Annotated in this window: 12 protein-coding genes and 1 tRNA gene; 3 read left to right on the forward strand and 10 right to left on the reverse strand. The window is 65.6% G+C overall.

What is annotated here, in order from left to right; all coding sequences use genetic code 11:
- Positions 1-196 precede the first annotated feature (196 nt).
- The 6 genes from FHT08_RS07860 to murJ all read right to left on the reverse strand — a co-directional run bounded on the left by FHT08_RS07860 (position 197) and on the right by murJ (position 7,996).
- Positions 197-272 (reverse strand) — tRNA-Thr (locus FHT08_RS07860).
- A 178-nt stretch (positions 273-450) separates the two neighbouring features.
- Positions 451-1,401 carry a 4-hydroxy-3-methylbut-2-enyl diphosphate reductase gene (ispH, locus tag FHT08_RS07865; protein WP_104538245.1) on the reverse strand — a complete coding sequence of 317 codons (951 nt, stop codon included), beginning with the start codon at positions 1,399-1,401 and terminating at the stop codon, positions 451-453.
- A 77-nt stretch (positions 1,402-1,478) separates the two neighbouring features.
- A complete protein-coding gene (gene lspA / locus FHT08_RS07870; protein WP_104606824.1) occupies positions 1,479-1,991 on the reverse strand; it encodes a signal peptidase II in 513 nt (170 codons plus the stop codon).
- A 313-nt stretch (positions 1,992-2,304) separates the two neighbouring features.
- Positions 2,305-5,136, reverse strand: a complete 2,832-nt coding sequence (gene ileS / locus FHT08_RS07875; protein WP_166774801.1) for an isoleucine--tRNA ligase — start codon at positions 5,134-5,136, stop codon at positions 2,305-2,307.
- A gap of 6 nt (positions 5,137-5,142) precedes the next feature.
- Entirely contained in the window at positions 5,143-6,183 is a 1,041-nt protein-coding gene (locus FHT08_RS07880) for a bifunctional riboflavin kinase/FAD synthetase (RefSeq protein ID WP_104606822.1), read from the reverse strand.
- Between the two features lie 220 nt (positions 6,184-6,403).
- The gene (gene murJ, locus FHT08_RS07885; protein WP_104606821.1) at positions 6,404-7,996 is read right to left on the reverse strand and encodes a murein biosynthesis integral membrane protein MurJ; all 1,593 of its coding nucleotides are present in this window, start codon (positions 7,994-7,996) and stop codon (positions 6,404-6,406) included.
- Between the two features lie 116 nt (positions 7,997-8,112).
- Between murJ and rpsT the strand changes: the two genes are divergently transcribed.
- Positions 8,113-8,382: a 30S ribosomal protein S20 gene (gene rpsT / locus FHT08_RS07890; RefSeq protein WP_166774802.1), complete on the forward strand. Its 270-nt coding sequence runs from the start codon at positions 8,113-8,115 to the stop codon at positions 8,380-8,382.
- Between the two features lie 94 nt (positions 8,383-8,476).
- Here the strand turns inward: rpsT and obgE are convergent, their stop codons facing one another.
- The 3 genes from obgE to rplU form a co-directional block, all read right to left on the reverse strand.
- On the reverse strand, positions 8,477-9,526 hold the full coding sequence (gene obgE, locus FHT08_RS07895; RefSeq protein WP_104606820.1) for a GTPase ObgE: 1,050 nt from the start codon (positions 9,524-9,526) through the stop codon (positions 8,477-8,479).
- 249 nt (positions 9,527-9,775) lie between these two features.
- Positions 9,776-10,036: a 50S ribosomal protein L27 gene (gene rpmA, locus FHT08_RS07900; protein WP_003484326.1), complete on the reverse strand. Its 261-nt coding sequence runs from the start codon at positions 10,034-10,036 to the stop codon at positions 9,776-9,778.
- A gap of 12 nt (positions 10,037-10,048) precedes the next feature.
- The gene (gene rplU, locus FHT08_RS07905) at positions 10,049-10,369 is read right to left on the reverse strand and encodes a 50S ribosomal protein L21 (RefSeq protein ID WP_166774803.1); all 321 of its coding nucleotides are present in this window, start codon (positions 10,367-10,369) and stop codon (positions 10,049-10,051) included.
- A gap of 291 nt (positions 10,370-10,660) precedes the next feature.
- On the opposite strand from rplU, the gene uvrA reads away from it, so the two are divergent.
- Together uvrA and FHT08_RS07915 are read left to right on the forward strand one after the other, a co-directional pair.
- Entirely contained in the window at positions 10,661-13,627 is a 2,967-nt protein-coding gene (uvrA, locus tag FHT08_RS07910; protein ID WP_166774804.1) for an excinuclease ABC subunit UvrA, read from the forward strand.
- Complete coding sequence (locus tag FHT08_RS07915; protein ID WP_104606817.1) at positions 13,627-14,034, forward strand: thioesterase family protein; 408 nt, start codon at positions 13,627-13,629, stop codon at positions 14,032-14,034. Before uvrA ends, FHT08_RS07915 begins: the two co-directional genes overlap by 1 nt.
- 255 nt (positions 14,035-14,289) lie before the next feature.
- Here FHT08_RS07915 and FHT08_RS07920 read toward each other — a convergent pair whose 3' ends face one another.
- Positions 14,290-14,718: a copper chaperone PCu(A)C gene (locus FHT08_RS07920; RefSeq protein ID WP_343204150.1), complete on the reverse strand. Its 429-nt coding sequence runs from the start codon at positions 14,716-14,718 to the stop codon at positions 14,290-14,292.
- Positions 14,719-14,721: the final 3 nt, after the last annotated feature.

Consider the following 14,721-nt stretch of genomic DNA (forward strand, 5'->3'; position numbering starts at 1 on the left):
TCTGTCGCAATTAATGCGCGCAAAACTGTGCGACATGTTGTCGCAGCGCTGCGCGGGGCGGGACAGATGCAGTTGCGGCCATCGATTGCGGCCTGCGTGATGTGCGGCGTATATGGGTGGGCCAGCGCCGGGGACGTGCGTGCACCGGCCCAAAACGCAACTGGGCCGACCAATGGTCGACCCAGTGTGGAAGCAATGGTGCCGGAAATAGGAATCGAACCTACGACCTACGCATTACGAATGCGCCGCTCTACCAACTGAGCTATTCCGGCGAGCCGTGAATTGTAGGAGCGGAGCCGGTGCCCGGTCAATCGCCAGCGGGCGGCGCATGGCGCGTTCCTGGCATCGGGCCCGGGGGCTGCAGGCGGGCGATGACCACCTGCGGCCGCCAGACGCCCGGACGGGCCGCATGCACTCGCCGCTGGCTCAGCCAGCCCGGAGTGCCCGCTTTCAGCTGACCAGACGCAACCGCAGCTCCTTGGGCAGCGCGAACACCATCGATTCCGGCTCGCCTTCCAGCTCGGACACACTCTTGGCGCCCAGTTCGCGCAGGCGCGCCAGCACGCCATCGACCAGCACCTGCGGTGCGGAGGCGCCGGCTGTCAGACCGATATGCTGCTTGCCGACGATCCAGGCCGGGTCGATCTCGCCGGCGTTGTCGATCAGATAGGACTCGACCCCGTCGCGCCGGGCCAGCTCGCTGAGGCGATTGGAATTGGAGCTGTTGGGCGAACCGACCACCAGCACCAGATCGCATTGCCGCGCCAGATCGCGCACCGCGTCCTGGCGGTTCTGGGTGGCATAGCAGATATCGTCGTGGCGCGGCCCCTGCATCGCCGGATAGCGCGCACGCAAGGCCTCGATGATGCCCATGGTGTCGTCCACCGACAGCGTGGTCTGGGTGGTGTAGGCAAGGTTTTCCGGCTGGCGGATCTGCAGCGTGGCGACCTGCTCGATGTCTTCGACCAGATAGATCGTGCCCGGGCCGCGCTCGCGGCTCCACTGCCCCATCGTACCTTCCACTTCCGGATGCCCCGCGTGACCAATCAACACCACGTCGCGACCGGCCCGGCAGTGCCGCGCCACCTCGAAATGCACCTTGGTCACCAGTGGACAGGTCGCGTCGAACACCTTGAGTCCGCGGCGCTCGGCCTCCTGACGCACCGCCTGTGAGACACCGTGCGCGCTGAAGATCACTGTGGCGTTGTCGGGCACCTCGTCCAGTTCCTCGACGAAGACCGCGCCGCGCTGCTTGAGGTCATCGACCACGAAGCGGTTGTGCACCACTTCATGGCGCACGTAGATCGGCGCGCCCAGCGTCTCGATCGCACGCTTGACGATCTCGATCGCACGGTCGACACCGGCACAGAAACCACGGGGATTGGCGAGCAGGACGTCCATGGCGGGCATTCTACGGGAATGGGGAATGGAGGATGGCACCGGGCGGCGCCGGTGCATCGCGACTTCAGCGTCGATTCCTACTTCCCAATCCCCGACTCGCGCTTGCCGGACTTGTCGAACAGACCGAATACCGCGATCCCGATGGCGCCGCCTACGATCGCCGAGTCGGCGATGTTGAACGCGGGCCAGGTATGGCTGCCGATGTACCACTGGATGAAATCGACCACGTGGCCATGCATCAGGCGGTCGATCACGTTGCCGATCGCCCCGCCGATCACCAGCGCATACGGCAGCGCGCTGCGCCACTGCCCGCGCGCGGTGCGCGACAGCCAGAACGCCAGCAGGCCGCTGATGCCCACCGCCAGCGCAGTGAAGAACCACAGCTGCCAGCCGCCGGCATCGCTCAGGAAGCTGAAAGCCGCGCCGGTGTTGTAGGTGCGGTACCAATTCCAGAAACCGTCGATCACCGGCACCGGGGTGTACTCGGGCAGGCTGGACAGCACCCAGGCCTTGCTCCACTGGTCCAGCCCGACCACGAGTGCCGACAGCAGCAACCAGATCAGGGCGGAGGGTTTGGGACGTTGACTCATGTCGGAAGGTCGCAGTTGGTGGTGATTTCTCCGACGCCGGAGAAGATGCCTGGATGGCGATACGTAATGGCGGTGGCAGATGACGCACGCTGGATGACAGGCCGGCAAGGATGGCATGGCCGCCAAAGCTGGCCACCCTGCCCGCCATGCCGCATGCGCCATGCTTCAGCAAGGGCGTGCGTGCGGCGCCGGCGCAATCGCCGTCGGGCACCAGCGCCTGCGAAGGATGTCGCGGCGCAGACGCGCGCCAGCCCGTGCGGGGTTTCGATAACGCGCGGCAGGACGACCCACCACGCGCCATCACGCACCCCCGTCAGAACCAGCGGCGCTGCTCGCCGGGACCTTCGATATTGCTGACGCAACGGCTGCACAGTTCCGGGTGACGCGGATCGCTGCCCACGCTGGCCTGGTGGTGCCAGCAACGCACGCACTTGGCCTTGCTGGTCGGTTGCGCGCTGACGAAGATGTCGTCGGTGCTGGCCGCGGTCACGGTCACATCGCCACTGATGAACAGGAAGCGCAGCTCCTCGGCCAGCGGCTGCCAGCGCGCGGCGGTCTGCGCGTCGGCGGCCACGGTGATCTCCGCTTCCAGCGCCGCGCCGATCGCCCCGTTGGAGCGCATCGGCTCCAGCACCTTGGCCACCTGCTCGCGCAAGGCCAGCAGCTTGTCGACATCGGCACTGCTCAGTGCGGCATCGGCCGGCAACGGCGCCAGGCCGTCGTACCAGGTGGCGAACAGCACGTTCTCGACCCGCTTGCCCGGCAGATAGCCCCACAGTTCCTCGGCGGTGAAACTCAGCACCGGTGCGATCCAGCGCACGAACGCCTCGGCCACGTGGTACATCGCGCTCTGCGCCGAACGGCGGCCGCGTGCATCCTCGGCCATCGTGTACAGGCGGTCCTTGGTCACGTCCAGATACAGCGACCCCAGATCCACACTGCAGAAATTCAGCAACGCCTGGACGATTTCGGAGAAGTCGTAGCGCGCATACGCGGCAACGATCTTTTCCTGCAGCTCGTGCGCGCGGTGCACGATCCAGCGGTCCAGCAGCACCATCTCGTCCAGCGCCACCAGATGCTGCAGCGGATCGAAGCCATGCAGGTTGCCGAGCAGGAAGCGCGCGGTATTGCGCAGGCGGCGATACGCATCGGCGTTGCGCTTGAGGATCTCCTGCGACAGCGACATCTCGTTGCTGTAATCGGCCGAGGCGATCCACAGGCGCAGGATGTCCGCGCCCAGGGTTTTCATGATGTCCTGCGGCTCGATGCCGTTGCCCAGCGACTTGGACATCTTGCGGCCGTGCTCGTCCACGGTGAAGCCGTGGGTCAGGCACTGCTTGTACGGCGCCGCCTTGTCCATCGCCACGCCGGTCAGCAGCGAGGACTGGAACCAGCCGCGGTGCTGATCGGAGCCTTCCAGGTAGAGGTCGGCCGGCTTGGGCAGGCCACGGTCCACCAGCACTGCTTCATGGGTCACGCCGGAGTCGAACCACACATCCAGGATGTCGGTGATCTTGTCGTAATCGGCGGCCTCATCGCCCAGCAGTTCGGCCGCGTCCAGCGTGTACCACACGTCCACGCCGCCCCGTTCCACCCGGTCGGCGACCTGGCGCAGCAATTCGGTGCTGCGCGGATGCGGCTCGCCGGTTTCGCGATGCACGAACAGGGCGATCGGCACGCCCCAGGTGCGCTGACGCGAGATGGTCCAGTCCGGACGCCCGTCGACCATACCGGCAATACGCGCCTGGCCCCAGGACGGATACCAGTGCACGTTGTCGATGGCCTTGAGTGCATCGGCGCGCAGGTTGGCCTGCTCCATCGAAATGAACCACTGCGGCGTGGCGCGGAACGCGATCGGCGTCTTGTGGCGCCAGCAGTGCGGATAGCTGTGCTCCATCTTGCTGGCCGCCAGCAACACACCGGTATCGCGCAGCGCCTCGATGATGATGTCGTTGGCCTTCCAGATATGCAGCCCGGCCAGCACGGTGTCGCCCAGCGGCGGCGTCGACGGCAGGTACACGCCACGTCCGTCCACCGGGTTGATCTGCGCAGCGCCGTAACGCTCGAGCAGGCCGTACTGCCTGGAGACCTGGTAGTCCTCCTGGCCGTGGCCCGGTGCGGTGTGTACCGCGCCGGTACCGTCCTCGGCCGACACGTGGTCGCCCAGCAGCAACGGGATCTCGCGCTCGGCATAGAACGGGTGGTTCAGCAGCATCTGCTCCAGCGCCGCACCCTTGGCATGGCCGTGCACCACCACCGTCTCAACGCCGTAGCGCGCCAGCGCCTTGCCGGCCAGGGCCTCGGCCACCACCAGCCAGCGCGGCTGGCCGCGATCGGCCGGGCCTTCGACCAGCACGTAGTCCAGCTCCGCGCCCAGGCTCACCGCCAGCGACGCCGGCAGCGTCCACGGGGTGGTGGTCCAGATCGGCACCGCCACGCCCACGCCCGCCGGCAGGCTCGCGCCGAATGCGGCAGCGACGGCGGCCGGATCACGCGCTGGATAGGCGATATCCACCGTCGGCGACACCTTGTCGGCGTATTCGATCTCGGCCTCGGCCAGCGCCGAGCCGCAATCGAAGCACCAGTGCACCGGCTTCACGCCACGGGTCAGGTGGCCATTGTCGACCACCTTGGCCAGCGCGCGGATCTCGTTGGCTTCGAAGCGGAAATCCAGCGTCTTGTACGGGTTGTCCCAGTCGCCGATCACGCCCAGACGCTTGAAATCGCGCCGCTGCAGGTCGATCTGCTCGGTGGCGTACTCGCGGCACTTCTGGCGGAATTGCGCCGCATCCAGCTTCACGCCGACCTTGCCGTACTTCTTCTCGATCGCGATCTCGATCGGCAGGCCGTGGCAATCCCAGCCCGGGATATAGGGCGCATCGAAGCCAGCCAGGTACTTCGACTTGACGATGATGTCCTTGAGGATCTTGTTGACCGCATGGCCCAGATGGATCTGGCCATTGGCATACGGCGGGCCGTCGTGCAGCACGAACAGCGGGCGCCCTGCCGCATTGGCGCGCAGTTGCGCGTACAGCCCCTCGCGCTCCCAGCGGTCCAGCATCGCCGGCTCGCGCTTGGGCAGGTCGCCACGCATCGGGAATTCCGTCGCGGGCAGATGGAGAGTGGCTTTGTAGTCTTGGGTCACAGGTCTCTACCGTTGCGCTGGATTTTTTAATAAGTCCGCACATGGATGTGCGGGCTCTTGCGAGGGACTCGCATCATAAGTTGGCTGTTGCGAGGAGCTCGCATGTGTTGCAGAAACCACCTGCCTGTCCAGCACCGCACGCGCCTGCTCGGCATCACGATGCATCTGCACCGTCAGCGCGTCCAGACCATCGAACTTCTCTTCGTCGCGCAGCTTGGCGACGAATTCGACTGCAATGTGCCGGCCATACAGATCGCCCTGGAAATCGAACAAATGCGCTTCCAGCAGCGGCTCCACACCGGCCACGGTCGGGCGCGTGCCAAAGCTCGAGACCGATGGCCACGGCCGCTCGGCCACACCATGCACCCAGGTCGCGTAAATGCCCGACAGCGCCGGCGTGCGCGGAAACCGCAGATTGGCGGTGGGGTAACCCAGTGTGCGCCCAAGCTGCTTGCCGCGCACCACCCGCCCGCCGATGGCATACGGACGGCCAAGCAACTGCCCGGCGTGCGCGAACTCGCCCGCGCCCAGCAGCTCGCGGATGCGCGTGGCAGAAATCCGCTCGCCGTGCAGGTGCACCGGCGCGATTTCGCCCGCCGCAAAGCCGTACTGCGCACCAAGCGAGCGCAGCAGGCCGATATCGCCGCCACGCCGATGGCCGAAACGGAACTCCGGGCCGATCCACACCTCCTTGGCGCACAGCCGGCCGACCAGGGCCAGGCGTACGAAGTCTTCGGCACTCATCGCCGACAGGCGACCGTCGAAACGGATCATGCCCACGCTGTCGGCACCGAAGCCGTGCAGCCCTTCGATCTTGGCGCGGACCAGGGTCAGCCGCGGCGGCGGCACGGCCGTGGCGAAAAACTCGCGCGGCAGCGGCTCGAAGCTCACCGCCACCGCCGGCACCCCCAGCACGCGCGCACGCGCGACCGCGTGCTGCACCAATGCCCGATGCCCCAGGTGCAGGCCATCGAAGGCGCCGATACAGACCACGCTTCCGTGCGGGAACAGCGTCCCGCCCTCGACGTCTCTAAACAGCCTGCTCATTCCTCGATCCAAACAGATGCCGGCCTGCCGACCGGCCCTCGTTGATGCATAACCCGCAAGTATAGCCATGCCTGTCAATAAGCATGGGCGCGCCCCAGGCCTGTGCCGTGCCGCTGCGTCCCGGAGGCAGGCAGGCGATGGCTCGCCCACCCGGCCCGGCATCGGCCCTACCGTGGGTGACCGATGGCTTTGCGCCCGCTCGACCAGCTCCGGCGAGCCACTAACCCTCGCGCAGATGCCGCGGCCGCAAGCCCAGCGCCACTTGCGCCACCAGATAGGTCGCCCCGCCGCTGCCGACCAGCACTGCCAGCCAGCCGATGCGATCCCACTTGTCCATCACGGTGAACGATGGCAGCCACCACAGCAGGGCCAACAGCACTGCCGCCATCGCCACGCACGCCAGCAGCAGGCGCAGCGCATAGCCAGCCCAACCCGGCCGGCGCTGGTACACGCCGGACTTGCCCAGCCAGTACCACAGCAAGCCCAGGTTGAGATAACTCGACAGCGCGCTGGCAATGCCCAGCGCCAGATGCAGGCCCGGCTGCTTGCCCAGTGCCTGCATCACGCCCTGCGCCTTGAGCTCGGGCGGCACCATGATCTGGTAGACCACCGCCAGCAACGCGAAGTTGAACACCATGTTGGCGATCAACGCCGCCACGCCGGCACGTACCGGGGTACGGGTGTCCTGGCGGGCGTAGAAAGCCGGCAGCAGCACCTTGAGCATGGCGTATGCGGGCAGGCCGAAGCTCAGGCCATAGACCGACATCGCGGTCATCCGCGTATCGAAGGCGGTGAACTGGCGATACTGGAACAAAGTCGCCACCAGCGGCTCGGCCAGCAGCAGCAAGCCGAGCATCGCCGGCATCGCGATCAGCAGCGTGGTACGGAACCCCCAGTCCAGCGCGCCGGAAAACGCGCTGCGGTCGGTCTTGACGTGATGGCGCGCCAGCGCCGGCAGGATCACCGTGCCCAGCGCCACCCCGAACACGCCCAGCGGCAATTCCAGAAACCGGTCGGCCAGTGACAGCCACGACTGCGAGCCATCGGCCAGACGCGCGGCGATCACCGTGTCCAGCATCAGGTTGATCTGTGCGATCGACGAACCGAACAGGGTCGGAATCATCAGGGTCAGCACCTTGCGCACATCCGGATGCGTCCAGCCCCAGCGCGGCAGCGTCAGCAGGTCGATGCCCTTCAATGCCGGCAGCTGGAACAGCAATTGCAGCGCCCCGGCCACCAGCACCGCCCAGCCCAGCGCCAGAATCGGCACCTCCAGCCGCGGCGCCAGCCACAGCGCGCCGGCGATCATGCACAGGTTGAGGATCACCGGCGTCAGCGCCGGAATCGCAAACCGCTGGAAGCTGTTGAGCGCCCCACCCGCCAATGCGGTCAACGACACGAACAACAGAAACGGAAACGTCAGCCGCAACAGATCCACCAGCAGGCCGTATTTATCCGGATCGGTGGCCGCGCCATCGGAAAACACCGACGCCAGCTGCGGGGTGAAGATCAGCCCCAGCGCGGTGATCAGCAGCAACATGCCACCGAGCGTGCCGGACACCCGCGACATCAGTTCGCGCAGGTCCGTATGCGGGCGAGTCTCCTTGACCTCGGTGAACACCGGCACGAAGGCGGTGGCGAACGAGCCCTCGGCGAACAGCCGACGCAGGAAATTGGGGATCCGGAACGCCACCCAGAACGCGTCGGTCACTGCATTGGCGCCGAAGGTGGTGGAGATCGCCTGGTCCCGAATCAGGCCCAACACCCGCGACACCATGGTCATACTGCTGAATGAGAGCAGGCCTCTCAACATGCCGGGCTTGCTCACGCTGCATCCCTCTTGACAACTGACTTGACGTACATAACTAAGCCCATCATACTTTCCCGCTTGCTTTTTCCACTACACCGATTTTTCAGGAACCCACCACCGTGGCCAATATCAAGTCCGCCAAGAAGCGCGCCAAGCAGACCGTCGTGCGCAATGAGCGCAACACGGGCCAGCGTTCGATGCTGCGCACCGCCGTCAAGAAGGTGATCAAGGCCCTTGACGCCAACGATGTTGCAGGCGCCGAAGCTGCTTTCGCCGTTGCCCAGCCCATCCTCGACCGTTTCAGCGCCCGTGGCCTGATTCACAAGAACAAGGCTGCGCGTCACAAGAGCCGCCTGACCGCTCGCATCAAGGCCATCAAGGCCGCGTAAGCGGGCCGTGTCGGCATCACCGCAGGCCTGGCTTGCGGTGGCATAGAAAAAAAACCCGGCCTTGGCCGGGTTTTTTGTGTGCCTGCGCATGCGCTCAGCCGGCATTGCGCGCCTCGAGCTCGTCCTCGCGCTGACGATCAAAGAACGCCATGACGTCCTTCATGATCGGGAAGGTGCCATCGCGGCCCAGCGCCGAGACCAGATACCACGGCGCGGCCCAGCCAAGTTCGGCCACGATCGTCTCGGCCGCTGCGCGCGCCTCGTCCTCGAACATCAGATCGGCCTTGTTGAGCACCAGCCAGCGCGGCTTCTTCAGCAACTCGGGATCGTGGCGCTCCAGTTCGCGCTCGATGGTGCGCACCTGATCCACCGGCGAGGCCTCCACGCCACCATCCATTGGCGAGATGTCCACCAGATGCAGCAGCAGACGGGTGCGCTGCAGATGGCGCAGGAACTGCGTACCCAGCCCGGCACCGTCGGCCGCGCCTTCGATCAGGCCCGGCACGTCGGCGATGACGAAGCTGCGATACGCCTCGACACTGACCACGCCCAGATTCGGGTACAGGGTAGTGAACGGGTAATCGGCCACCTTCGGGGTTGCCGAGGACACCGCGCGGATCAGGGTGCTCTTGCCCGCATTGGGAAAGCCCAGCAGGCCGACATCGGCCAGCAGCTTCAGCTCCAGCTTGAGCAACCGCTCCTCGCCCTCTTCACCGGTGGTGGACTGGCGCGGCGCACGGTTGACCGAGCTCTTGAAATGCATGTTGCCCAGGCCGCCCTTGCCGCCCTTGGCCACCAGCAGGCGATCGCCATGCTGAGTCAGGTCGCCGATGATTTCGTCGGTCTGCACGTTCATCACCACGGTGCCGACCGGCACCACGATGATGCGGTCTTCGCCGCCCTTGCCGTAGGCCTGGCGACCCATGCCGTTTTCGCCGCGCTGCGCCTTGAAGGTGCGCTCATGCCGGAAGTCGACCAGCGTATTGACGTTCTCGTCGGCCACGATCCACACGCTGCCGCCGTTACCGCCGTCGCCACCATCGGGCCCGCCGAGCGGGATGAACTTCTCGCGGCGAAAGCCGACACAGCCATTGCCGCCATTGCCGGCACTGACCAGGATTTCTGCTTCGTCGACTAACTTCATGAGCTTGCAACCGGGAATTGGGAATGGGGAATAGGGAATCGGCCAAAGAAAGCAGCCTGCCCCTGCCGGCGAGCGCACTCACCAGCAAGACGGCAAAGAGCGAGAAGAAACCAGGAGCCGGCTTTTCCGATTCCCGATTCCCGAATCCCCACTCCCGGCCGTCAAACGAAAAACCCCGCAAAAGCGGGGCTTTCCGTCTCGCCCGCCGGGCAGCGATGCCCGACGGACTGGCCTGCATGGAGCGGGCGATTACGCCTCGGCAACCACGCTGACGGTGCGACGCTTCTTCGGGCCCTTGGTGGAGAACTCCACCTTGCCGTCGACCAGCGCGAACAGGGTGTGGTCACGACCGAGGCCGACACCAGCGCCCGGATGGAACTGGGTGCCGCGCTGACGCACGATGATGTTGCCGGCATCGATGGCCTGGCCACCGAAGATCTTCACACCCAGGTACTTCGGGTTGGAATCGCGACCGTTGCGCGAGGAACCTACGCCTTTTTTATGTGCCATGACTGGTTCTCCTTACTTCTTATCGCCACCGGCGATGCCGGTGATCTCGATTTCGGTGTAGTGCTGACGATGTCCCTGACGCTTCATGTGGTGCTTGCGGCGACGGAACTTGATGATGCGCACCTTGTCGGCGCGGCCATGGGCCACGACCTTGGCGGTGACCGAGGCGCCCTTCAGCGCATCGCCCAGCTTGATGCCATCGCTATCGCCCAGCATCAGGACGGTGTCGAAGGTGATCTCGTTGCCAGCTTCGACGTCGAGCTTTTCCACGCGGAGCGTTTCGCCCTGCGCGACGCGGTATTGCTTACCGCCGGTTACCAGAACTGCGTACATGACCAGGTTTTCCTCTGTAGTTATTATGGTCGCACTGACGTGCCATAGGGCAGACAGGAGCGGGATTGTACGGGCTGGCGGGGTTTGGGGTCAACCTGCCGGTCACCCGGGCCCGGCCATGCCCGATCTACCCGTGCAACGCATCATCCGGCCGCCACAAGCGCCCGGTCAGACTGGCATTTGGGGCAATTGCCCTCACCTAGGTCGGCGGGTAGGCTGATCGACTGCCACTCATTCCTGCTGAGCACGCTCGCACCACTGCCGGTTCGCCGGCCCGACATCGGATCCCCCATGGCGATGGATTTCATCCGCATCCGCGGCGCGCGGACGCACAACCTCAAGAACATCGACCTCGACCTGCCTCGCGACAAACTGATCGTGATCACCGGCCTGTCCGGCTCGGGCAAGTCGTCGTTGGCGTTCGACACCATCTATGCAGAAGGCCAGCGCCGCTACGTCGAGTCGCTGTCGGCGTATGCGCGCCAGTTCCTCAGCGTGATGGAAAAGCCGGACCTGGACCACATCGAGGGCCTGTCCCCGGCGATTTCGATCGAACAGAAATCGACTTCGCACAACCCGCGCTCCACGGTCGGCACGATCACCGAGATCTACGACTACCTGCGCCTGCTGTACGCGCGCGTCGGCCAGCCGCGCTGCCCGGACCACGGCTTTCCGCTGGAAGCGCAGACCGTCAGCCAGATGGTCGACCACATGCTCACGCAGGATCAGGAGCAGCGTTACATGCTGCTGGCGCCGGTGATCCGCGAGCGCAAGGGCGAACATGCGCAGGTGTTCGAGCAACTGCGCGCGCAGGGCTTCGTGCGCGTGCGCGTGGATGGCGAGTTGTACGAGATCGACGCGGTGCCGCCGCTGGCGCTGCGCCAGAAGCACACCATCGAGGCGGTGATCGACCGCTTCCGTCCGCGCGAAGACATCAAGCAGCGGCTGGCGGAAAGTTTCGAGACGGCGCTCAAGCTCGGCGAAGGCATGGTCGCGGTGCAGTCGCTGGACGACCCGGCGGCAGCGCCGCACCTGTTCTCGTCCAAGTACAGCTGCCCGGTCTGCGATTACTCGCTGCCGGAGCTGGAACCGCGGCTGTTTTCCTTCAACGCACCGGTGGGCGCCTGCCCCAGCTGCGATGGCCTGGGCGTGGCCGAGTTCTTCGACCCGGATCGCGTCGTGGTGCATCCGGAGCTGTCGCTGTCGGCCGGCGCGGTGCGCGGCTGGGATCGGCGCAATGCCTATTACTTCCAGCTGATTGCCTCGCTGGCCAAGCACTACAAGTTCGATGTGGATGCGGTGTGGAATTCGTTGCCGGCCAAGGTGCGCCAGGCAGTGCTGTTCGGCAGCGGCGAGGAGGTGATCAGCTTTACCTACTTCACCGATGCGGGCGGGCGCACCACGCGCAAGCACCGCTTCGAGGGCATCCTGCCGAACCTGGAACGCCGTTACCGCGAAACCGAATCACCGGCCGTGCGCGAGGAGCTGACCAAGTACGTCAGCCAGCAGCCCTGCCCGGCCTGCAGCGGCACGCGCCTGAATCGCGCCGCGCGCAATGTGTTCGTCGCCGACCGCCCGCTGCCCGAACTGGTGGTGCTGCCGGTCAACGAGGCGCTGAGCTTTTTCCGCGGCCTGTCGCTGCCGGGTTGGCGTGGCGAGATCGCCAGCAAGATCGTCAAGGAGATCGGTGAGCGGCTGGGCTTCCTGGTCGACGTGGGCCTGGATTACCTGACCCTGGAACGCAAGGCCGACACCTTGTCCGGTGGCGAGGCGCAGCGCATTCGCCTGGCAAGCCAGATCGGCGCCGGCCTGGTCGGGGTGATGTATGTGCTGGACGAGCCATCGATCGGCCTGCATCAGCGCGACAACGAACGCCTGCTCGGCACGCTGACGCGGCTGCGCGATCTGGGCAACACCGTCATCGTCGTCGAGCATGACGAAGACGCGATCCGCCTGGCCGATTACGTGCTGGATATCGGTCCCGGCGCCGGTGTGCACGGTGGCGAAATCTGTGCGCAAGGCTCGTTGCAGGACATCCTGGATGCACCCGGCTCGCTGACCGGCCAATACCTGTCGGGCAAGCGCCGCATCGAGATTCCCAAGCAGCGCCACAAGCCCAATCCGAAGATGATGCTGCATCTGCGCGGGGCGACCGGCAACAACCTGAAGAATGTCGACCTGGATATTCCGGCCGGCCTGTTGACCTGCATCACCGGCGTGTCCGGCTCGGGCAAGTCCACGCTGATCAACGACACCCTGTTCTCGCTGGCCGCCAACGAGATCAACGGCGCCTCGCACCCGGTGGCCGCGCATCGCGAGGTCGAGAACCTCGACCTGTTCGACAAGGTCGTGGATATCGACCAGTCGCCGATCGGGCGCACCCCGCGCTCCAATCCGGCCACCTACACCGGCATGTTCACGCCGTTGCGCGAGTTGTTCGCGCAGGTGCCGGAAGCGCGCGCGCGCGGTTACTCGCCGGGCCGTTTCAGCTTCAACGTGCGCGGCGGGCGCTGCGAAGCCTGCCAGGGCGATGGCCTGATCAAGGTGGAGATGCACTTCCTGCCCGACGTCTATGTGCCCTGCGATGTCTGCCACGGCAAGCGCTACAACCGCGAGACGCTGGAGATCCGCTACAAGGGCTTCAACATCAGCGACGTGCTGCAGATGACGGTCGAGGATGCGCTGCGGCTGTTCGAGCCGGTGCCGTCGATCGCACGCAAGCTGGAAACGCTGGTGGATGTCGGCCTGAGTTACATCAAGCTGGGCCAGAGCGCGACCACGCTGTCCGGCGGTGAGGCGCAGCGCGTCAAATTGTCCAAGGAGCTGTCGCGTCGCGATACCGGACGCACCCTGTACATCCTCGACGAGCCGACCACCGGCCTGCACTTCCACGACATCGAAGCGCTGCTCGGCGTGCTGCACAAGCTGCGCGACGAGGGCAACACGGTGGTGGTGATCGAACACAATCTGGACGTGATCAAGACCGCCGACTGGATCGTGGATCTGGGCCCGGAAGGTGGCCATCGCGGCGGCAGCATCCTGGTCTCCGGCACGCCGGAAGATGTGGCCGCGCACGAGGCGTCCTACACAGGGCAGTTCCTGGCCAAGATGCTGCCGTCGGTGAAGGCGCGCGAGACCCGGCCGGCAGCGATGGCCAACAAGCCCGATGCGCGCCCGCCACGCAAGGTCAAACCGGAGAAGGTGGCGAAAGTCGCCAAGTCCGCCGCCAAGAAAACCGCAAAGAAGAAGGCAAGCTGATGAGCGAAGAGCACAAGGTGTTGGCACGCATCCCGATCAGCGTGCGCTGGCGCGATATGGACAGCATGGGCCATGTCAACAACGCCAAATACATTTCGTATCTGGAAGAAGCGCGCGTGCGCTGGATGCTGGGCGTTGAAGGCGTGGCGATGACCGACCGCATCGCGCCGGTGGTCGCGGCCACCAACGTCAACTACAAGCGTCCGCTGGTATGGCCGAACGACATCCTGGTGGAACTGTTCGTCGAACGCCTGGGCAGCAGCAGCATCACCATCGGCCATCGCATCGTCGACCAGAAGGACGAGGGCGTGCTGTATTCGGATGGCAACGTGGTGGTGGTGTGGATCGATACGCAGACCGGCAAGAGCGCGTCGCTGCCGGAGACGGTACGCGCTGCCAGCAGCTGAGGATTGCCAGTTGCGCGCTGGATCTTCAGCGCCATACGACGACGGCGGCTCTTCCGGGAGCCGCCGTTTCTGTTTGCAGCGCTCCTGTGTGCCGCTGCGCGATACCACCGGCAGCCCGCGTGATCGGGACCAGACCGACACAATGAAGTGGAAGCCTGCTCGCCACCACGCATCACGTTTGATCGGCAACATCGCACAGTGGGCTCGGCAAACACTGCAGGACGCAGCCTCCGCTTGGCCACGCACTACGCGCGTTTACGAACCCGGCGCGCGCTTGTGCGCCTGCAGCGTGGCCTTGATCTCGCGACCATCCTGCAAGACAAAGGTCACCGGCACCTGCGCGCCTTCCTGCAACGGCGCACGCGCTTCCATCAGCATCAGATGCAGGCCGCCCGGCGCAAGCGGCACCGACCTGCCGGCCGGCAACGCCAGCTCCGGCACCGCGCGCATGCGGCTGACGCCGTTGTTCTGCGTGGTCTCGTGGATGGACACATCGGCAAACGCACTGCTCTTGGCCGCAGTGACCGTCAGAGGCTGCGCACAGCCGTTGTGGAACTGCCCGAATCCCGCCGCCATGCCCATGCCACCGGGTGGCGGAATGCGGATCCAGCCGTCCTTGAACTCGGCCAGGCACTGCGCGCCAGCGCCTGCACTTGCCAGCATCACCCATGCACCGAGCAGCACGCG

It is taken from the genome of Xanthomonas sp. CFBP 8151, from assembly GCF_011761885.1.
GTDB lineage: Bacteria > Pseudomonadota > Gammaproteobacteria > Xanthomonadales > Xanthomonadaceae > Xanthomonas > Xanthomonas arboricola_B.